The 19406-nt window shown below is 62.8% G+C and carries 23 protein-coding genes; 12 read left to right on the top strand and 11 right to left on the bottom strand.

The features are described 5' to 3' along the window. From COLINT_RS08225 to COLINT_RS00495, 3 genes are all read right to left on the bottom strand, one after another. Positions 1–404 (bottom strand): ABC transporter permease (locus COLINT_RS08225; RefSeq protein ID WP_006722314.1); only part of this gene is annotated, 404 nt, incomplete at its 3' end. Further along, positions 391–1614, bottom strand: a complete 1224-nt coding sequence (locus COLINT_RS00490; RefSeq protein ID WP_006722315.1) for an ABC transporter permease — start codon at positions 1612–1614, stop codon at positions 391–393. The genes COLINT_RS00490 and COLINT_RS08225, both read right to left, overlap by 14 nt. A gap of 9 nt (positions 1615–1623) precedes the next feature. Further along, complete coding sequence (locus COLINT_RS00495; protein WP_006722316.1) at positions 1624–2610, bottom strand: ABC transporter ATP-binding protein; 987 nt, start codon at positions 2608–2610, stop codon at positions 1624–1626. A gap of 162 nt (positions 2611–2772) precedes the next feature. Here COLINT_RS00495 and COLINT_RS00500 point away from each other — a divergent pair, with 162 nt between their 5' ends. The 3 genes from COLINT_RS00500 to COLINT_RS00510 all read left to right on the top strand — a co-directional run bounded on the left by COLINT_RS00500 (position 2773) and on the right by COLINT_RS00510 (position 4648). Beyond that, positions 2773–3600: a helix-turn-helix transcriptional regulator gene (locus COLINT_RS00500; protein WP_006722318.1), complete on the top strand. Its 828-nt coding sequence runs from the start codon at positions 2773–2775 to the stop codon at positions 3598–3600. Positions 3601–3943: 343 nt separating this feature from the next. Then, positions 3944–4198, top strand: a complete 255-nt coding sequence (locus COLINT_RS00505) for a DUF4160 domain-containing protein (RefSeq protein WP_039910187.1) — start codon at positions 3944–3946, stop codon at positions 4196–4198. 3 nt (positions 4199–4201) lie between these two features. After that, positions 4202–4648: a DUF2442 domain-containing protein gene (locus COLINT_RS00510; protein ID WP_006722320.1), complete on the top strand. Its 447-nt coding sequence runs from the start codon at positions 4202–4204 to the stop codon at positions 4646–4648. 127 nt (positions 4649–4775) lie between these two features. Here the strand turns inward: COLINT_RS00510 and COLINT_RS00515 are convergent, their stop codons facing one another. Together COLINT_RS00515 and COLINT_RS00520 are read right to left on the bottom strand one after the other, a co-directional pair. Beyond that, a complete protein-coding gene (locus COLINT_RS00515) occupies positions 4776–5894 on the bottom strand; it encodes a 5-methyltetrahydropteroyltriglutamate--homocysteine S-methyltransferase (protein ID WP_039910188.1) in 1119 nt (372 codons plus the stop codon). A gap of 146 nt (positions 5895–6040) precedes the next feature. Further along, positions 6041–6940, bottom strand: coding sequence for a LysR family transcriptional regulator (locus tag COLINT_RS00520; protein ID WP_039910189.1), 900 nt, complete (start codon positions 6938–6940; stop codon positions 6041–6043). A 201-nt stretch (positions 6941–7141) separates the two neighbouring features. Between COLINT_RS00520 and COLINT_RS08230 the strand changes: the two genes are divergently transcribed. From COLINT_RS08230 to COLINT_RS00545, 5 genes are all read left to right on the top strand, one after another. Then, a complete protein-coding gene (locus COLINT_RS08230) occupies positions 7142–7390 on the top strand; it encodes a 2-keto-3-deoxygluconate permease (protein ID WP_084743318.1) in 249 nt (82 codons plus the stop codon). Between the two features lie 259 nt (positions 7391–7649). Next, positions 7650–8051, top strand: coding sequence for a helix-turn-helix domain-containing protein (locus COLINT_RS00530; RefSeq protein ID WP_039910191.1), 402 nt, complete (start codon positions 7650–7652; stop codon positions 8049–8051). 154 nt (positions 8052–8205) lie between these two features. Then, positions 8206–8961 (top strand): ABC transporter ATP-binding protein, encoded by a 756-nt coding sequence (locus tag COLINT_RS00535; RefSeq protein WP_006722326.1) that lies wholly within the window; start codon positions 8206–8208, stop codon positions 8959–8961. A gap of 398 nt (positions 8962–9359) precedes the next feature. Continuing rightward, positions 9360–10325, top strand: coding sequence for a hypothetical protein (locus tag COLINT_RS00540; protein WP_233418296.1), 966 nt, complete (start codon positions 9360–9362; stop codon positions 10323–10325). Positions 10326–10505: 180 nt separating this feature from the next. After that, positions 10506–11546, top strand: a complete 1041-nt coding sequence (locus COLINT_RS00545) for an AAA family ATPase (RefSeq protein ID WP_006722328.1) — start codon at positions 10506–10508, stop codon at positions 11544–11546. A 95-nt stretch (positions 11547–11641) separates the two neighbouring features. Here the strand turns inward: COLINT_RS00545 and COLINT_RS00550 are convergent, their stop codons facing one another. From COLINT_RS00550 to COLINT_RS00575, 6 genes are all read right to left on the bottom strand, one after another. Continuing rightward, complete coding sequence (locus tag COLINT_RS00550; protein ID WP_006722329.1) at positions 11642–12601, bottom strand: DUF4097 family beta strand repeat-containing protein; 960 nt, start codon at positions 12599–12601, stop codon at positions 11642–11644. After that, positions 12594–13304 carry a DUF1700 domain-containing protein gene (locus tag COLINT_RS00555; protein ID WP_006722330.1) on the bottom strand — a complete coding sequence of 237 codons (711 nt, stop codon included), beginning with the start codon at positions 13302–13304 and terminating at the stop codon, positions 12594–12596. The genes COLINT_RS00550 and COLINT_RS00555 overlap by 8 nt, the downstream gene beginning before the upstream one ends. Beyond that, positions 13301–13615, bottom strand: coding sequence for a PadR family transcriptional regulator (locus COLINT_RS00560; RefSeq protein ID WP_006722331.1), 315 nt, complete (start codon positions 13613–13615; stop codon positions 13301–13303). Before COLINT_RS00560 ends, COLINT_RS00555 begins: the two co-directional genes overlap by 4 nt. 204 nt (positions 13616–13819) lie before the next feature. After that, complete coding sequence (locus COLINT_RS00565; protein ID WP_006722332.1) at positions 13820–14650, bottom strand: helix-turn-helix domain-containing protein; 831 nt, start codon at positions 14648–14650, stop codon at positions 13820–13822. A 406-nt stretch (positions 14651–15056) separates the two neighbouring features. After that, entirely contained in the window at positions 15057–16295 is a 1239-nt protein-coding gene (locus tag COLINT_RS00570; protein WP_006722333.1) for a DUF4179 domain-containing protein, read from the bottom strand. Further along, positions 16279–16761 carry an RNA polymerase sigma factor gene (locus COLINT_RS00575; protein WP_233418297.1) on the bottom strand — a complete coding sequence of 161 codons (483 nt, stop codon included), beginning with the start codon at positions 16759–16761 and terminating at the stop codon, positions 16279–16281. The genes COLINT_RS00570 and COLINT_RS00575 overlap by 17 nt, the downstream gene beginning before the upstream one ends. 268 nt (positions 16762–17029) lie before the next feature. On the opposite strand from COLINT_RS00575, the gene COLINT_RS00580 reads away from it, so the two are divergent. The 4 genes from COLINT_RS00580 (at position 17030) to COLINT_RS00595 (ending at position 19400) form a co-directional block, all read left to right on the top strand. Continuing rightward, complete coding sequence (locus COLINT_RS00580) at positions 17030–17668, top strand: hypothetical protein (RefSeq protein ID WP_006722335.1); 639 nt, start codon at positions 17030–17032, stop codon at positions 17666–17668. A 133-nt stretch (positions 17669–17801) separates the two neighbouring features. Continuing rightward, complete coding sequence (locus COLINT_RS00585) at positions 17802–18629, top strand: hypothetical protein (RefSeq protein ID WP_006722336.1); 828 nt, start codon at positions 17802–17804, stop codon at positions 18627–18629. A gap of 39 nt (positions 18630–18668) precedes the next feature. After that, on the top strand, positions 18669–19040 hold the full coding sequence (locus tag COLINT_RS08690; RefSeq protein WP_211203973.1) for a hypothetical protein: 372 nt from the start codon (positions 18669–18671) through the stop codon (positions 19038–19040). A gap of 21 nt (positions 19041–19061) precedes the next feature. Beyond that, the gene (locus tag COLINT_RS00595) at positions 19062–19400 is read left to right on the top strand and encodes a hypothetical protein (RefSeq protein ID WP_006722338.1); all 339 of its coding nucleotides are present in this window, start codon (positions 19062–19064) and stop codon (positions 19398–19400) included. Positions 19401–19406: the final 6 nt, after the last annotated feature.

Below are 19406 nucleotides of genomic sequence, written 5' to 3' on the forward strand. Positions count from 1 at the left end.
AGCGCCGCCGCCTGCATGTCGCCGCCGGTCGCCGCCTCGAGCTCGGGCAGGTCGCCTCCCGTTCGCGCGGCATCCATGAGGGCATCGCCAAAGCCCGCGGGAATAACGAGCACGGCGTCGGCCTTGCCGGTCGCGAGCGCATCCTGCAGGGCGAGGGGCTCGTCGGCAACGGTTATGAGCTCGTCCGTCTGGGAGAGCATCTCCTCGAGCGATTGTGCTACGGCTGATCCGTCGCGATCGACGAGTGCGATGCGGGCGCGGGGAACCTCGGTTGCCTCCCGCGCGCCGCTTCCGCCCACCTCTCCCATGAGCACAACGCCCATGCTCGATAAAAAGCCGATGTAGATGATGAGGTAGAGCGGGTGGCGAAGCGCGATGGTGAGTGCCCGTTTACAGATGTTCATGCGCGGACCTCCTCATGCAAGCGGCCGATACGGCAAGCAGCACGGCTGCGATGCCGGCGCACGCCGCTAGGCGAAGGGAGAACGGGACGAGTGTGTCGTAGTAGTAGACGGTGTAGAACAGGTCGCGGATCAGGCAGACCGGGTTGAGCCACGTCGCAGCGGGGAAGACATGTGCGACGGTATCGGCGAGCTCCATCGTGGGCTCTCCGTAGAGGCCGGCAAAAAGCGACAGCAGGCAGGTAAGCGCCGTGAGGATGCCCCTGCGCGAGTCTGAGCCCATACGTCCGGGCAACGCGCCCACCAGGGCTCCGATGCCGCAAGAAAGCAAGCTCGACGCCGCGATTCCAACGAGGCAGAGTCCCTCGCGTCCCGAGAAGTCGATGTGCGCGGTCAGGCAGATGTAACCAAAGGCGATAACCAAAAATGTGGTGGAGACCGCCCAGCAGGCGCCGATGGTGGGGATGAGCAGGCGCATGCGGCTCGTGCCCGAAACGGCGCGCCGCGCGCCGGCGGCGGACGAGGTGGGTTGCAGGCGCCAGACGCTTTCCCCGGCGAGCTGCGCGGCAAAGATCGAGGCCATGCCGAGCAGCGCGTAGTAGAAGCGCACCATGCTATCGGGCTGGGCATGCGTGAACGAGACCTCCCGCACGGAGACGCCGAGACCGAGTGCATCTTCGAGGGCGATAGGGTCGCTCAGCGCCGCGGGGTCATGCGCGGAGAGGTCTTCGATGAGCGCCACGCGTTGCAGATAGCTGGTCGCGACCGATTCGAGGATGGCGCGGTTGACGTCGTAGGAGGCGTCGCTGCTCGTGCCGGACCCGGCGGGGGCGAGGATGATGCGGGGTGCGCCCGCGGCGCTGGCGGAGGGCGTGGCGGTCGACTCTCCCGCAGCGTCGACGACGTACGTCCCCGCCACGGACCCCTCGGCGAGCAGGACGCGCGCCTCATCCTCGCCGGCCACGGGATGAACGGCGAGAAGGGGTTCGTCTGCCTCGCTCAAAGTATCGACTATCTGCGAGAAGGGAGAATCCTCCCAGGCGTCGTCGGCGACGACGGCGACTTTCACCGCCTCGACGGAGCCCGTGGAGCGCATGGGCTCGAACATGAAGTTGAACACCGTGGCAAGCACGATGGGGAAGATGAGCGTCCATATGACGGCGCTCGGCGTGAGCAGCAGCGTGCGCACGGTCGCTTTGAAGGTGGTCCACATGGCGCTCTCCTAATCGCGCAGCTCGCGGCCGGTGATCTCGAGAAACACGTCGTTTAAGGTAGGCGGCGCGCAGGTGATGCGGCCCAGGCGCGCGTTGCCTGCGCGCAGCGATGCGAGGACGTCGGTGAGGTTGTGCTCGCTTGCCTCGCAGGAGACGGTGAGCAGGTTGCCGGCGAGCGAGACGTCGAGGACGTGGGGCAGCGCGCACAGGCGTTCAAGCTCGCGGGTGGGGAGCGCGTCGCCGTCGCTCGCGCGAGAACCCGGTCTCGCGCGTGGGCCCGAGGGGTCTTCGAGCTCGATTACGATGCGCTCGCCCGTGCGGGTCGAGCGCTTGAGCTCGTCGGGCGTGCCCTGCGCGAGCGCCCGGCCGTGGTCCATGATCATCACTCGGTCGCAGATCTGCTCGACCTCCTCCATGTAATGGCTGGTGTAAACCACCGTCGCCCCTTCGGCTCGCAAGCGCTGGATGCCGTTGAGGATGGCGTTGCGGCTCTGCGGGTCCACGGCCACGGTGGGCTCGTCAAAGAAGATGAGTTCAGGCTTGTGGGCGATGCCACAGGCGATGTTGAGGCGGCGCAGCAGTCCGCCCGAGAGCTTGCCGGGGCGAAAGCGGACGAATTCCTCGAGCTCCACGAACTCGATCGCCTCGTCCACAAGCGCGCGACGCTGGGCGCGGTCGTTCACGTAGAGTGAGCAGAAGTAGTCGATGTTCTCGCGCACGGTAAGCTCGTCGATGACCGCCACCTGTTGCGGAACGATGCCGATTCGGCGCTTGAGGTCGTAGCGCGTGGGCGCCATGGACTCGCCGAACAGGCGGATGCTGCCGCGGTCGTAGGTGAGAAGGGCGAGCATGCAGTTGATGCTCGTGGTCTTGCCCGAGCCGTTGGGGCCCAGCAGGCCGAAGATCTCGCCCTGGTCGACGTGCAGGTCGAAGTGGTCGAGGGCGAGCAGCTCGTCGTAGCGTTTGACGAGCCCCTCGATCGCGATGACGTCCATGGTTCCTCCGCTCCACCTCAATTTGGGGACAGTCCCTAAATTGAGGTTTTCGATTCCGTGCTTGCTGCGAACATGGTGCCCGACGCCCTCGCAACGCGATAGTGACAATTGTCACGACTTGGTTTTACCTGCCCTAACTTGCTTTTGCTACCATGGGGAGCCATGGAGAGAATCATCGACATAGTGTTGGTGCTCGTCGCGTGCGCGCTGTTCCGCGTTGCCGCCGGGGTCGTGGGCGCGGCGTCGGCCGTTGCGGGACTCGCGGGGGATGCACTTGCTGTCCCGACGGTCGTCTGCCTGCTTGTGACGATCATCGCGGTGCTGACATGCGAGTGGGCGCAGGGGAAGTGGTGCGTGCTCGGCCCGTTGGCGTATTGCGTTGTGAGTTCGTTTGTTCCGGAGGGGCTATTTCTGCTTCCCGCCGTTGTGTACGAGTTGCTCCAATTCGCGCGGGAGCCGCTGCCGTGGCGCGCGGCGCCGATTGCTTTGCTATTGCCCGTCGCGCGCATGGTGGTCGCGCCGTGTATTTCTGGGACGGAGCTTGCGAGCGTGGGCGCTCTGTCTACGTTGGCGGGGCTGTTGTCCTGGCGGACGAGCATGCTGCTTGCCCAGCGCGACTTGCGGCATCGGACCCGGGACGAGTTTCGCGCGCACGAGCTGTTCGGCGCGGAGGGATCGAGCGGTGTCGTGGCGGCGGATGGTTGTTCGGAGCCTAGCGCGGATGTGGTATCCGAGTGCGCCGTAGCTGACGTTGATGCTGCCGCGCGCTCGCCCGAAGGGCGCTGTCGTGCCGCCTTTTCGGAGTTGACCGAGCGCGAATACGAGGTGGTACGCTTGGTTGCCGAGGGTCTGGACAACCATGAGATCTCCGCCGCCGCGTTCATCAGCGAAGGCACGGTGCGCAATCGGATCAGTTCCGTTCTGCAAAAGACCGGGCACAAAAACCGCACCCAGCTTGCCGTCGCCTGGTGGCAAGCACGCGAGCGGTAGCCTCAAATTGGGGACAGGCACTAATTTGAGGTGAGACCGTGCGAGGGGTGAGTGTCGGGGCTGCTAAAACCTCAGATTGGTGCCTGTCCCTATTTTGAGGTGCTCATTTAAGGTGAGACGACGCCTTTCAGCGTTTGGGTGAAATAAAACGAATAGAAGGTCGAACATGAGTGTCTTAGTAGAGGCGCAGCGCGTTGCTATCGCTCGTGCCATCGCTGCAAATCCAGACATCGGTGTCGAAGCCGGTTAGGGTACACCTCAATCCGCCAGAAGAGCCTCTATGCATGATATCACGATATCGTGATATCATGGGTGAAACTGTTTCAGGGTTAGGAGGATGCTCATGCCAGTGCTGGCACGGTTTTACGGCATAGTAATTCGCATGTACTTTTTGGGATCGGAGCACAATCCTCCGCATATCCATGCCATTTATGGGGAAGACACAGCCGCCTTTGACATCAGATCTGGCGAAATAATGGACGGTCATCTTCCAAAGCGCGCTGCCTCATTGGTGAAAGAGTGGATGGCGTTGCACAAGGATGAGCTTATTGAAATGTGGGAGACCCAAGAATTCAAGAAGCTCGATTCACTTGAATAGGAGATGCCTGTGTTTCACAAAGTGAAAGAAGTTGTTCCTTTGCAGGACATGAGGCTATGTGTGCGTTTTGCAAATGGATCGACAAAGGAATATGACGTAGAGAAGCTTGCCGCTCGATTTCCCCAGTTTGCCGCTTTGGAAGATGAGCACCTCTTTGAGGAAGTGCAAGTTGATGTCGGTGGCTATGGCATCGTCTGGAACGACGATCTCGACCTTTCTTGCGATGAGCTTTGGAAAAACGGCGTCGACGTGAAGACGCCTTTTGACGGACTCATGGCGTTTTCCGATGCAAGTGAGCTTTGGGGCCTGAGCGAGTCTGCCCTGCGCAAGGCTGTGGCATATGGAAAGATAGAAGCGGGGATTGACGCACGTAAATTTGGTAAGCAGTGGGTTGTGACCCAAGAGGCCATGAGGCGAGAGTACGGTAATCCGGTCGAGGTGCTCCGGTAATTTCGATGTGTCGTTATCGCAAGGCGGGGTTTGGCTTCTGTTGGTCTGAGCAGGGTGGCTCAACGATCGGAGACACCCTGCTCAACTTTGCCAAGCTTCTAAGGTCGCTGAGCAACGAGCGGCGCAGTTAGGCCCCCCAGACCTCCTCGGCGATGCTGCGCACGAGCGCGATCTTGGCCCACTGCTCGTCCTCGGTGAGCTTGTTGCCGATCTCGCAGCTGGCAAAGCCGCACTGCGGGGAGAGGCAGAGGTTCTCGAGCGGGACGAAGCGCGCGGCCTCGTGGATGCGCGCGATCACGGTGTCGCGGTCCTCTAACTCGGGGCGCTTGGTGGTCACCAGGCCGAGGACGACCTTCTTGCCCGGCGCCACGTGCGCGAGCGGCTCGAAGCCGCCGGAGCGCTCGTCGTCGAACTCCAGGTAGAAGGCGTCGACGTTCTCGCGCGCGAACAGGATGGGGGCCACCAGGTCGTACGGGCCACTCGAGGCGTGGGTGGAGTGATAGTTGCCGCGGCACACGTGCGTGGTGACGGCCATGTCGGCGGGGCGTCCCTCGAGCGCGAGGTTGTTCACGCACAGGTACTTCTCGGCCTCGGCCTCGGGCGTGGAGCCGGCGGCGCGGATGCCCGCCTGGAAGCCCTCGTCTACGAGCGCGCCCCAGGTGCAGTCATCGAGCTGCAGGTTGCGGCAGCCCGCGGCGTAAAGTTCGGCGATCACGGTGCGGTACGCGGCGCCGATATCCTCGAGCAGCTCGTCCTCGTTCGGGTAGAAGCTGTGCGTGCGCTCGGCCGCCGCCTCGTCACGGTAAAGCTCGAGCAGGAGCTGGGCGGGGGCGGGGATGGTCTGCTTAGCCGTGTGCCCAGGCTCCTCGAGCGCCTGAACGAACTTGAAGTGCTCGACGAAGGGGTGGTTCTCACCGGAGATCTTGCCGGTGAGGACGGCTGAGCCGTGCGTGGTCTCCTCGCCCACGAAGAAATAGCCGTGGTCGAGCTCCACATGCTCGATCCCGCCGAGTCCCCACATGAAGTCGAGGTGCCAGTAGGAGCGGCGGAACTCGCCGTCTGTGAGCAGCGGCAGGCCGGCGGCCTTCTGCTTGGCGACAAGCTCGGTGATGCAGGCGTCCTCGACGGCGATGAGACCTGCGTCGTCAAGTTTGCCGGCGGCGTGTGCGGCTCGGGCCTCCTTGAGCGCCTCCGGGCGCAGGAAGCTACCGACGACGTCGAATCGGGTGGGTGCGATGGCGGCCATGATGGGTTCCTTTCGGTAGATGCGATATCTGATGAAAGGAGTATGCGGGACGCGCATCCGATTGGGAAATACTTAAAACAATCCAATACCGATAGGAAAAACCTATGGAGATAGGTGGGTAACGAAGGCTTGCGATCCCATGGTCATCACGGGATATGCGTGCGGATGGCCTCGACGAACGCCTTCCCATAGCGGGAGAGGTGGGTGTCGCGCCGCGTGACGATGCCGACTTCCATGCGGTCGTCGACCTCGAGTGGGACGGCGATGATGTCCTCGCCGTTGAGCTCGTGCGAGATCACGCCCGAGCACACCGTGTAACCATCGAGGCCTATGAGCAGGTTGAACAGGGTCGCGCGGTCGCGCACGCGGATGTTTTTGGAGCGGCCGAGCGTGGACAACGGCTCCTCGGAGAAGTAGAACGAGTTGAAATCCCCCTGCTCGTAGGAGAGGTACGGAAAGTCTGCAAGATCCTCGAGCGTGACCGAGGCGCGTCCCGACAGGGGATGGGTCGAGGAGAGGAACACGTGCGCGGCGCATGAGAACAAGGGCTTGAATTCGAGCTCCTCGGCACGCAGCATGCGGCCGATCACGTCGCGATTGGCATCAGATAGGTAAATCACGCCGAGTTCGCTCTTCATATGGGCGACGTCCTCGATGATCTCGTGCGTCTGCTCCTCGCGCAGGGTGAACTCGTAGCGCGCGGCGTCGTATGCGCGAATCACGTCGACGAAGGCATTCACAGCGAACGAGTAGTGCTGGCAGGAGACAGCGAAGCGGGGCACGGGTTCGGTGTCGCGTTTGTAACGCTCCTCGAGCAGGTCCGCCTGTTCGAGCACTTGACGGGCGTAGCCGAGGAACGTCTGGCCCTCGGTGGTGGTCACCATGCCCTTGCTCGTCCGGTCGAACACCGTGATGCCCATCTCGCGTTCCAAATCGCGCACGGCGGCGGTCACGCTCGGTTGCGATACGAAAAGCCGCCGCGCCGCCTCGGTGACGCTGCCGCACGAGGCCACCTCGACGATGTATCTGAGTTGTTGGAGTTTCACCGGGTTCCCTTCCGTTTGCAACTGCCCGTGCCGTACATCTCGTAACGGTTTCGACATATTACGACACTCCGACCCTGCCGCTATCCGAGGCGCGAAGCCATCTGCTAGCATGTCAACACTTTACTGAAAGAAAGCGCAGCACGAAAAGACGGAGGACGCGCATATGGCGACTGACGGCAACAGGGCAACGACGGCGCGGGCATCTCGTTCAAGGCCACGCCGGACGCCGTCAAGACGGGCGTCGTCGTGCGCATCCCCAAGCTTTTGCTCGCCGCGGCGATGGGCTTCGCCGTCGCTTGGTTCTTCAACGACGACCTCCTCGGCCTGTCGTCCGTCTCTATCATCGGCGGCATCTCGTTTTGCAACATCTCAGCTAGAGGGCAGCGGCCTGTAGGATGGCGAACGCCGCGACTCCCGTCACGATGCACCAGACGGGCGACTTGGTTTTGATCCCGACTGCCGCAACGATGCCAACGGCGGGGCGAAGCTGGGTTCGAAGCTGCGAGTATTCGCCCTGCATCCTCACCGCAACGGGCGGTGGCGGAATTGTCGCGATGTGTTGCTACAATTGTCGCTGCTAGATGGTGGAGCGCAACGGCGGTTGCGAGGATAGTCTTGCGCTGAGGCCCGATGGCCAAAGGGGGTGAAAGCATCCCATGACGGCTGCCGTCGGGCCCCGGAATATCAGCGCTACAAGGAGGCTTTCATTATGGATGACGCGACGACGCAGCTAGCCGATCGTCTGCTCGACCTTCGCCGCAAGGCCGGCTATTCGCAGGAGCAGCTGGCGGACCTGCTTGGGGTTTCCCGTCAGGCCATCTCGAAGTGGGAGGGTGCCCAGGGCCGCCCCGAAGTCGACAACGTGGTCAAGCTCGCGCAGATCTACCGTGTGAGCACAGACTTCATCCTCACGGGCTCGGCGAGCGTCCCGTCGGTGTGCGAGACGCCCTCGGCGCCCGCCCCGCGCGAGCTGTCGCGTGAGTACCGCTTCGCCCTCAGTGCCCTCATGGTCATCGCGGGCACTGCGGTTGTGTTCCTGCTGATCGTCGTTATCCTGACCATCCTGTCCACGATACTCACCTCGGGTGCCGACATCCCCGGCTGGAAGTAGCCGCTGGCCGAGGCCTCGTATTCACTATCAACTGATGAGACGCGTGCAAGGTAACTTGGCGCTTGTCCGATGCGCCCTTTCTTGCAGGGTGCAGGGCTCGTGCGCTTTGGCCTTGCATGCTCACGGGCGGATTGGCAAAAGGAGCAGAAGAATTATGGGCATCCTCGTTGAGGCGTGTGGCGTATGCAAAAGTTATAAGCATGGAAATCTGAACACCGAGGTTCTTCGCCACGTTGATATGAATGTGTTGGCAGGTGAGATGGTATCCATCGTGGGACCATCCGGTTCGGGCAAGTCGACGCTGCTGCACTGTCTGGCGGGGCTTGAGGTCCCCGATGCGGGCGAGATTCATCTTATGGGCGTGGATGTCGTGCGAGCGAGGCGCGGCGAGCGCGCGAAGGTCAGGGCTCGACATGTCGGGTTCGTGTTCCAGCAGTACAATCTCATGCCCTCGCTCTCCGTGGGTGAGAACGTCTCACTGCCCGCGCGCTTTGCCGGTCGCAGGGTGAGCGGGAAGGATGTGTGCGATCTCTTGGAGAGGGTCGGTATGGGAGGGAAGGAGCATGCCCGTCCAGCCGAGTTGTCCGGCGGCGAGGCGCAGCGCGTGGCGCTCGCCCGGGCTATCGCTTCCTGTCCGGACATCGTGTTCGCCGATGAACCCACCGGCGCCCTCGACACGGCGAACGGGAACGCGGTCCTCGACATACTGCGAGCCATGGCGGATGGGGAGAGCCGGGCCGTCGTCATGGTGACGCACGATCTTGAGGCGGCCGCTCGTGCCGATCGGGTGTTTGTAATGCGTGACGGGAAGATCGTCCACATGATGACTCGTCCTGCGTCGCGGGAAATCCTCACCGCGATGGAGGCGGTTGGGGAGCGCGATACCGATGAGGGGGCGATGTTGCGATGATCCGTCTGCTTGTGGGTGATGTTCGGGAGCATTGGCATGTGTGGTTCGGTGTGCTCGCCGTTGCTACCGCATTTGGCTATATGGGAGGTTGGTTCGCATCGTTTTCCGCAACGGCGGCCGCGGACCCGATGGTCTCGACTTCTTTCTTCTTTAGAAGCGCCGCCCAGGCGATTCTCATGTTCTCGGCGATTGCCGGATGCGTCGTTCTCTCCTCAACGGCTCGGGGAAGCGTCGTCTCGTTGCGGCGAACCTACGCCCTGTGGCAGGTGATCAACATTCCTCCGGTTGTGGTGGGCTTTGCCGTCATCGTTCAAATTGCACTCGTGGGGGTCTTCGGTTTGTGCTTGGGCTTGGCCTTGTGCTGGGCAAGCTCATCCACCGTGTTCAGCGCTCTGTTCATGGATATCGACTTGTTCGAAGGGGTGCGGCTTCTGCCGGGATTTTCCCTCTGCCCTGCGGTTCTGGGTGTGTCGCTATTCGTGTCGGTACTCGGCGGGACGCGCGCCGCAAGGGCGGCGGCGTGTACGCCGCCCGTGATGGCTTTGCGTGACGAGTGGTCGGTCGAGGGCGCATCCGAGCGCATGATGCCGCTGCGCTGGCTTGCCGCCCTTGCCGCATGCGCCGCTGCCGCATGGTGTGTGTCCACGGTTGACCCCGTCTTAGCCCCTGTCGATTTCGGTCAGAGCACCTGGCTCGTCTTTTTGCCTATTGCAATCCCGGCGCTAATTACGGCTCTCGCCCCTGTACTTTTGCCGAGGATCCTGCGAGCGGCGACGTGTCCGTTGTCGCGCTGGACGGCGTGGCTTCTCGCGCGCGGGAGCGCTCAGCACGGCTTGACACAGAGCTTGTCGATTGAGACATCCCTCGTGGTTGCCATGGGTGTCGTTGCGGGTTTCTATTCGATGATGAGCCTGATGGAGCAGTATGCCACGGCATACGACTTGCCGATTGGGAGCGGATTCGGTTTCGACCCGCGCCTCGCGTGCGTAATGTTCGCGGGGCCGGTTATCTTGGCGGCTGTGGGGTCGTGCGCAAACGTGGCTCTCGCCCTGCGTGTGCGGGAGCGTGACGCATCGTTGCTGGAGGTGCTGGGCGCCACCCCACGCCAAGTCTGTGTCGTCTCGGTTCTCGAGGCGTATATGCATGTGGTGACAGCAGGCTCAGCTGCATTACTTGCGGTTGTGCTTTCCAACATGATCGCGGCCCATGCGTTGGGCTTGGGTGCTGGGAGCGCGATGCTGTCCGTGCGTTTTGTCCCTGCCGTCCTCATCGCCGTCGCAGGTTTCGTCGTGCTGGTCGTAGCAGGGCTGATGCCGGTGCTGCGCATGATCAGGACCGCACCGGTGCGGTTTCTCAATGAGTGACAGAATTTGCGAGTGAGCTGATTGAGCGGGCGTTTCTTCTATCGAGCCCTCTGTATGAGTTTTGTTCAACTTGTTAAACCTTGTTCAACTTGTTAAACTCTGTTCAACTTGTTAAACTTCTTTGACCGCAGAGGGTGATGTGCGGTGGTGCGCGTTAATCCGTTCAAGCCGACGGCTGGAATGAATCCACCTGAACTTATCGGTCGAGATGAGATTCTCGACGACTTTACCGAAGCGCTTGAAAACGGCCCCGGAGCTCCTGACAGATTACTTCGCGTTTCCGGGGTCCGTGGCGTGGGTAAGACCGTGCTCCTTAACGCATTTGGAGACATCGCGCGCGAGCATGGGTTCCATGTTGTTGACGTCGCCGCGAACGCGGGCTTTTGCGATCGCATTCTCGGTGCCCTCTCGCGGAATCGCGAAGTGTCCTCGCTGTCGATATCCCCTTCTATATTGGGCGTGAGCTTGGGTTCCGTCGAGATATCCAAGTCGGCGACGCAGCTGGGGGAGGCGATGTACGAGGCTTCGCGCAACGGTGGCCTCTTGATCACGCTCGATGAAATTCAAGATGCGCCGCTCGATGAGATGCGCGAGTTGGGTAACGAGATTCAGCTGCTGGTGCGCCAGGGTGCGAACGTCGCCTTTGCATTCGCGGGTCTTCCCGCTTCGGTCGATGGTGTCGTGGTGGACGAGACCCTGACGTTTCTACAGCGGGCCAAGCATGTCGAGCTCAAGCGCCTTATGGACTTTGAGGTCGGAGACTCGTTTGAGGACACGATGGTGCGCGCGGGCAAGTCCGTCGCACCCGGGGTGTCCGATATGCTCACGGCCGCCGCTGCCGGCTATCCCTTCATGGTCCAGCTTGTCGGATATTACACCTGGCAGTCAGCTTCGCGCCGCGGTTCTGATGCGGTTGAGCTGTGCGATGCGCAAAAGGGCATCGCGACGGCGCGCAAGAGCTTCGACAACATGGTGATTGAACCGGCGCTCAGGCGCGTCTCGGGCAAGCAGTTCGAGTACCTTGCTGCCATGGCGCGATGTGGGTCTGGCCCCGTGGCGTCTGGCGATATCGCGCGCGAGATGGGGGTCGACGCCACGTCCGTGAGCACCTATCGTCGCCGCCTCGTAGATGCGGCGCTCATCGAGGCGCCGTCCTACGGCGTGGTCAGCTTTGCGATTCCCTACATGCGCGAATACCTGCTCGAGCACGTGAGGGAGTAGGGCTGGCCCGTTGTTATCGCTGCATGTGCGCGTAGAGGGTGAGCGCGATCACCTCAATTTAGGGACTGTCCCTAAATTGAGGTGAGGGCTGATTCCTATTTCGAGGTGAAGTTGATCTGGATGTCGCCCAGGTTGCTGTCGACGCTAATGGTGCGCGCGGCGTCGTCGGCACCTTGCGGCGACACGATGTCGCCCTGGTTGGTGTGGGCGTCGATGTGGTAGGAGTCTTCTGCCCCCAGGTACGACAGGTAGATGTCCCCGTTCACGCTCTCGATCCGACTTGCGGTGACGTCGAGCCTCTGCGCCGAGATGTCGCCGTTCACCGATTCGCACAGCAGGTCATCCTGCAGCGCCATGTCCACCAACATGATGTCGCCGTTTTCGTTTACGACCTGGGCCTTGCGTGCCGTGGTGCCTCCCAGCGAGATGTCGCCGTTGAAGTTGGTCGTGAGGACCGCCTCGGCCTCGACGCCGGAGAGCAGGGTGTCGCCGTTCTCGTTGATTGCGTCGAGCTTGGCGGCGGAGACATTCTTCGCCACGACGTCTCCGTTGCTGTTGGAAGCTCGCAGCCCGGCGAGCCCGTGCACGTTAGCCGCAACGACATCGCCCGAATCGGAGTGCACCTCGATCTCACCGGTGAACGAGGCTGGCACGCGCACTACGGTCGTAGTGTCGTCGACGCCGCCGGCCTCAGCAGGGGAGAGGTCGATCATGACGCCCTCCATGGGCTGCGAGTCGACGTCAATCTTGAGCACGCCGTCAGTGTCTTCAACGGAGACACTCTGGCAGTTTCCCGTCCAATACTCGAGTTCGATGGCATCGCCGTCGGCGGGTTCGAGGAGGACGTTCTCGAATTCGGACGTGATGACGATGCTTTTGTGCGGCGAAGTCGCTTCGTCTTCGAGCGTGCTCACCGTTTGATGCCAGTCGTAGTTCACGGTGGATAGACGTGCTGTATCGAATCCGGCCGCCGCCCAAGCGCCGCACGAGAGCACGGTTCCGGTCCCGATGAGCGCCGCGGCGGTGATGAGGATGATCTTGGGCGCCTTACGCATTGTGGACGCCTCCTTCCGGGAGGGTTGCTTGGCCGGGGCGGGTGCTCTCGGCGGCCGAGGGCATGCTCGGGGTGCCGTGGGTCCTTGCTCGATTGGGCGTGTCGCCGTCACCTTCGCCGCTCACGCGCACGAACAGGCTCGCGATCCAGCGCGCGAAAGCTCGCGTTGCCTGGAAGAGCAGCTTGCTTGCCCAGAACACGGCGAAGGAGGCGATGAGCCCGAAGCCGCTCGACACGAGCGAGAGACCGAGGACGAAGACGCCGGGCAGCGGCATGCCCCCGCCCAAGGTCGAGGTGAGCGCGGCGATCCCCGCGAAGGGCATGAGCACGAGGACCGCGTCGACGGCCCACAGCGCGGCGATGACCGCCCAAATCGCGACGTACACGGCGAGCGCCGCTGCCGCGAGCGCGAGCGCGACGGGCACCCAGATGGGGGAGAACACGGCGAGCAGCACGATGTTGAGGGTGCGGCTGCCGGTGTTGGCCCGCGCGATGGCGCGCGGGATGGGCGGCGTCTCGGCGGTGATCTGCGCTGCGATCTCATCGATCAAACCCAGGTCTGCCACCGCCTCGACTTCGGAAAGGCCGTCTTCCATGCGGTCGCTGACGGCCTCGTCGTAGAACGCGAGCGCCTGCTCGACTTCGGCGTGCGGCAGCTTGCCCAGCGCCCGCTCGAGCTCGGAGAGGAATTCCTGCCTGGTCATACGTGTGCACCTCGCTTTACAAAGTCATAGATCGACATGATGTCCGCCTGCTCTGATAGGAACTCGGCGATGCGCTCCTCACCTGCGGGCATGAGCCGGTAATACTTGCGCAGCCTGCCGTTGTGCTCCACGGAGTAGGCGGTCAGGCACTCGGCCTTCTCGAGGCGCTTGAGCAGCGGGTAGAGCGTCGACTCGGTGAGCCCCAGGATGTCGGGTACGTCCTTCACGATCTGGTAGCCGTAGGAGTCCCGTCCCTGGAGCGACGCGAGCACGCACATCTCGAGGAAGCCGCGCTTCATCTGAGCATCCATGATACCTCCCTTCGACCGATACTATACGGAGCATAGTATAAGGCGTCAACTGCCTAATGGTTGAATCGAGCGCGTATTTTTACGTGAGAGTAATGCCCGCGCTTGTGCGCGGGCATTGCCAGGGAAAGATGATGTAGCTGGGTTGAAATGGACGCATGGCCGGGAAATGTACCGCAATTCGCAAAGCCCCGGCCATTCAAAGGTTCAGATAGAAGCTTTGCCCGCGCCGCGCACCCACACGCGGTCGTAGTCGCGGAGCATCAAGATCGCGAACGTCACGCCGAGTGCGAGGGGAGCCGAAGCATCGTCCACGATTTCGATGCCATATGCGGTCCGGTTGAGGGCCCGACGTGCGTTGATGCGGGCGATTGCGCTGTTGTTTCGTGCTATCGAGAACTCGTCCCCCATGAGGTTGCCTTCCACGCCGACGCCGCCGCCGTCGAACCGTATGACGTCTTTGTAGCCGTTGTCGATGCGGGTCTCGCGACGGAGTTGGATTCGGTCGAATCCCTCCATGCGTACTTGGAAGACGGGGTGCTGGAGAGCGTGTCTGCGTGTGATAGAGCCAACTTTGTACCCATGTTCATCCAAGATGTGGTAAAGGCTTCTGCTGAATAGCGTCGCGATGCGCACCAGGCGATACGCAAGCCCGTGTGAATCGGTGACATCGGCATCCTCGAATCTGCCGTGTGCGGGCCCGCCCGTCGAGCGAAGTTCGAAGAGGCCCAGCGTGGATGTATGGTTCCAGTCGGCGGCTTGCCGATTTCCAGGGTTGAACGTCTCTCCTGCAATGAGGAGGTGATTCTTGTCGCGTTCGAGCGCCTGGGCCATCACCTGCTCGTCGCCCTTCACCATCTCGTCGAGAGAGAGCCCGAAGAGCGCGCCCATCAGCACGAGGCTTTGAATGTCAGGCGTGGTATCGCCCCGTTCCCAGTTGCTGACGGTGTTTCTTGACACCCAGATGGCGTCGGCGAGATCGGCTTGCGACATCCCGAGTTCTTTGCGTCCAAGCTTGATCTGTTCCGAGAGAATCATCTGCGCTCCCTTCGTTGGAGTCGAACATGTTTGTCCTTTTCCAAGTTCACCTTACCGCCTCGAGATGACTCGAGCTGCCAAATCACTTGTGCATTGCCTTTAGTTGAGCTTTTTCGTATCCATTTTTGAACTCGCGAAGTACAGCGGATATCTCGTGCGGCAAAAGTGCAGGTGACGGTGTGGCCAATATCGAGACTACTTGGCGTTTTCCGATTTGAATACGAAAAAGCTCAAGAAGCCAAACTGACCTAGACGTGGAGGCTGGCTACGCGGGCAAAGGTGATGTCAAAGTCCGGGTGTTTCGATGAATAGTCCCGCGTGGTTCGGAATGGGAAATGGCGGGCGCCCAAAATGGGCGCCCGCCGTCTTCGTAATGTTAGGCATTTCCGGTCGAAGGGTGCCGTCTCTACTGGATGGGGACCGTCAGATCGCCGACGGTGATGCTTGCTATGTCATCGACATCGCGGATCTGGTCGAAAAGGCGGGTCTTCTGAACGACGGTTTTGTCGCCCTCCCGCCAGGACCCGTAGCCGCTGCCGATTTCCTCGGTGGTGCCGTCGGTGAAGGTCACGCTGAAGTTGCCGTAGCCGGCACGGCTCTCGGAATTGGTCTCGAGTCCGGTGGGCTCGGAGGTCCCGTCCACGGCGTCGACCATGTAGGTGATGGACGCGCCGAGTGGGGATATCGCGAGCTCATCCACGACAGCGTTGTGGCCGTTCACGGTGAAGCTCTGTCCCTCGGGCAGGTCGACAGACAAGTCGTCGTAGTCGATCTTGAACGACATGTTCCAGTCGCCGGTGGCGATGGTCTCAACCGGCAAGTCCCTCTGTCCATCTGCGCTCGTGGGCATGTAGAGGAGCTTGCTTGCGTTGAAGTGCAGCGTCTCGCCCACGAGCGAGGCGTCGGTGCCGGTGAGGCTCATCATCTCCACGAGCTGGATGGCGTTGTCCGAGGGGTCGGCGTCGAAGGTGTAGGCGCCGCCGTGGCCGCCTTGCACGCCGAGGCGCAGCGCGGTCAGCGCGTTGATGTTGCCGCCTCCCTCGAGGAAGAGGTTGTAGTGCCCGTTCTCGTTCATCGCGATCTCATCGAACGCCGTCCCGTCGTCCTTCTCGATGGTGTAGACCACCGCGTAGGCGTGGCGCATGCCGATGATGGCGTCGGCTGTGATAGTGATGCCGTTGCTCGTGCAGCTCGCGCCGATCGGCCGGCCGATGCGGTCGATGAGCTCGGTTTGCGCGGGCCCCGCGCCGAAGACCGCGGCGAGGGAGTCCGCCGCGCGGGCGAGCGTCCCCGTGGCGTACGCGGTGCCGCCGCCAACCGTGAGCAGTGCGGCGATGCCGAGCGCCGCGGCGATGCGGCGCACCTTGGGACGGCGAGCAAAGGGGTGGGCCTGCCGACGACCCGTCGCGATGCGGAAGGGCTGATCGGCGCGGGCGACGGGGAGCTCCAGGACCTCGGCGGGAGCGGCTTTGCCGGTGCCCTCGGCCGAGGCGCTCGGCGCGGTCTCGTGCGCGGTGGGGATCCCAATGGGGTCCGCGTTCGCCGCTTCGATGAGTCGCGCCGTCATGCGCGCTTTCTGCTCGTCGGAAAAGGAGAGCTGGTCGAGGTCGGATCGATAGGAGGAGGAATCAAAGGTCGAGCTCATGTCGAACTCCTTCCAGGGCGGGGCGAAGTTTGGACCGGCCGCGGCTGAGTCGCGTTGCCACGGCCGATTCGGATGCGTGGACGATGGCAGCGATCTGCTTGATGGAATAGCCCTCGTAGTAGTGGAGGTAGATCGCCTCGCGGTATTCCAGGGGTAGGGCCATGACGCGTTCCAGGACGCCCTCCGCGCGGGCCTCGAGCTCGTGTTCCGTGGCTCGTCGCGGCGCGGCAGGCTCGACGATCTCGTCGAGCGCCAGGGTGTCGCGTCCGATCTGGCACCTCAGGAGGTCTTTCGCGGCGTTGATGGCGACGCGGATGATCCAGGCGCGCTCGTGCTCGGGCGATTCGAAGCTCTTCGTGCGGCCGAGGGCCTTAAGAAGGACCTCTTGGCAGATGTCCTCGGCATCCTGCGTGCTGTGCAGATAGGTGTAGCTCACACGGAGTATCGTGTCGGCATATGTCGCCACGAGTCGGTTCGCCTCCGCTTCGATCGGGCGACTCGTCGGCTCGCCTGCCGTCTTCGGCGGCCGTTCGAGCGTTTCGCCTGCCCTTCGCGCGGCCGATGCAATCCAAGCTCCCATGTCCTCACCTCGCTTTCTCGGGTGGTTTCGATGTGCGAGGGACCGGTTTGCGATATCTCCCTCTATCAACAATACGTGAGCGCGCCGGAAAGTTGGCATAATTGGCTTGAGCATTTGCCTCGATTCCGTTTCGCCTGCGCGGAGAGGAGCGGATATGAATGAATCTGCGGCCACGCCGCGCGACCGGCTTTCCCGTCGGCTGGCGATTGCGTGCAGGGCTTTGGCATGGGCGTCCCTTCTGCTTTGCGCGCTTCACGCGCGCGATGCGGCGGGCGCCGTGGTGCTCGTCGGTCCGTTGGTGCTTGCCCCTGCGGGATATCTGTTGGTTTTGGTGATTGCCGCCGTTTCGATCGGTTTGGCGCTTGCGAGTTGGATGATCGCCAGGGCTCGGAGGGCGGCTCCCAGCGATGGGAGTGCGGCGCCCGTCCGTCCCGTTCGCAATAGGGTGGTCCGATGGCTCGTGAACGGCACGGCGGCTCTCGCCCTGCCCATATCCATCCTGGTCGCCGGCTTCGAGTGCCTTTTAGCGGCGCCGCATATCGCCGATCCGGCGAGCCCGGCGGGCGACCGGGTCGTGGTGGTGGAGCGAAACGTGCTCCTGGCGGGTTACGGGGACGTGTATCTGGTGCCAGACGGGTTCGGCGTCGGCAGGAAGATCGCGAGCTACAGCGCAGATGACGGTTACAGTCCCATGGGCAACGGGACGTATGAACTCGAATGGAGTGGGTCCGTGCCTCACTTCACCGCTCATGGGGCCCCTGCCGACCCGGTTGCGATGTATCCCGCCGATTGACGCCCTCTCGCGCAGGCCGACCCCTCCGCGCCCTTTACCGAACCTCCGCCATGGGTTGGTTTACCCTGTGCTAGATTCGACTGAATCGTCGGCCCGGGGACGGACTGGGCCGCATTGACGTGAGCGAGGAAGCATGAGACGTTTCACCACCGCGAGGGACCGCAAGCAGGGCGCCGTCGCCATCATCGGCTGCGTCTTCCTCTTCACCGCGTTCGGCGTGCTCGTCTACGGCCGCTTCGCCACGAGCGTCGGGGCGGCGGCGCTGTACAACCGTGCGTCGGTCGGTGTCGGGTTCATCCTCTTCGGCATCTCCATGCTGTGCTTCACGCCCATGGTCTACCTGCAGCGCATGCACCGCAGGCGTATCGACCCTGCCGTCCTCGCCCGTGAGCTCAAGGGCATCTTGCTCGGCTTTTTCTGCTACGTGGTGCCGTTCTTCCTCGCCATGGGCGCGCTCTCCTCTGCGGACAGCACGGGCGCGTTCGGCCTTGTCCTCATGGTCGCTTTCGGCGCGATTCCTTTTGTGTATCGCCGCCATCGCAAGAAGGACCCCATCTCTTACAAGCACACCGGGTCCGCCGCGATCGTGGCGTTCTGCGGCGTGTTCGCCGTCATCTCGATCGCCGGCGGCGCGTTCTCCTGCAGCGAGATGCTTGACGACCTCAACGGGGGATGGCGGCAGGAGCGCTTCGCCTTCTACGAGGCCGAGATCAACAAGCCGCGCGGCCGCGGGGCGGCGCTGTCGCCTACCACGTTCGAGGTCTCGCTCTACAGGGACGGGGAGTCGGTGGCGAACCACCGGGTGGACGCGCGCCTCAGCGTGAACGCGGCCGACTGGCCCGAGGTCGCGCTTGTCCTCGACGAGCCCATGGCCGAGGTTCGCTGGTACCCCAAGACCCGCACCCTCGTGGGCGCGCGCGACGTGGACGGTCCTGCCACCGCGGGCGACCCGATCGAGTAGGGGGCGGCAATGGCGCGCGCGACTGAGAGAACGGCTCCTGTGGCGGAGTCCCCTCACGCCCGGTCGACGCTCAAAAGCAGCTGTCCCGCGGGGCCGACTCTCGTCGCGTGTCAACGGTGCCGTCGTCCGGTCCGCTCGTCCGCGCGCCTGTACAGCCCCGGGGGCTGCGGGTGCGCCCTACTCATGGCCCCGGTCATGGCCGCCGCGATGGGGTTGGCGGCGCTCTCGCTCGGCATGGCCGCGCTGGCCGTCGGCGGATTGGCGATCGCAGTCGCCCTCACGGTGCGGGAGGTCCGCCGCGCGAGGGGAGGGGCCAGCGTTCGGCCCGGGTTCGCGGTCGCCGCGGGCGCCCTGTACCTGGCGAGCGTCCCGTACCTCGTGTTCTTCATCTGGCTCTGGTTCGTCGACTGACCGTTTTGGAAAGGGGCTCACATGCTCTTCTCGCTGTATAAGGCCACGCTTGATGATGAAATCAGGAGGGGTTTGGAATCCTCCGCGTATTCCGAGATGGAGATCGAGGGCGTGCGTTGCAAGTTGAGGCGCCAAATCGAGGAGCGGACGAGGGCGACGAGCGGCGTGCTCGCCCTCTTCGCCGCCTTCGATGCCATGTTGGTGATGACCAGGAGCTCCGTGCCCGTCCTCATCGCGATGCTCGTCGTCGAGGGCCTTGCCCTGTATGCGGCGTGGTATCTGCAGGCGGGCTGCCTTAAGCGGCAGTTCAAGAAGGCCCTGCGGCGCGGGTATCCGGGGTTCGATCATTTGAAGCTGTGAGGTGAG

The organism is Collinsella intestinalis DSM 13280 (assembly GCF_000156175.1).
Classification (GTDB): Bacteria; Actinomycetota; Coriobacteriia; order Coriobacteriales; family Coriobacteriaceae; genus Collinsella; species Collinsella intestinalis.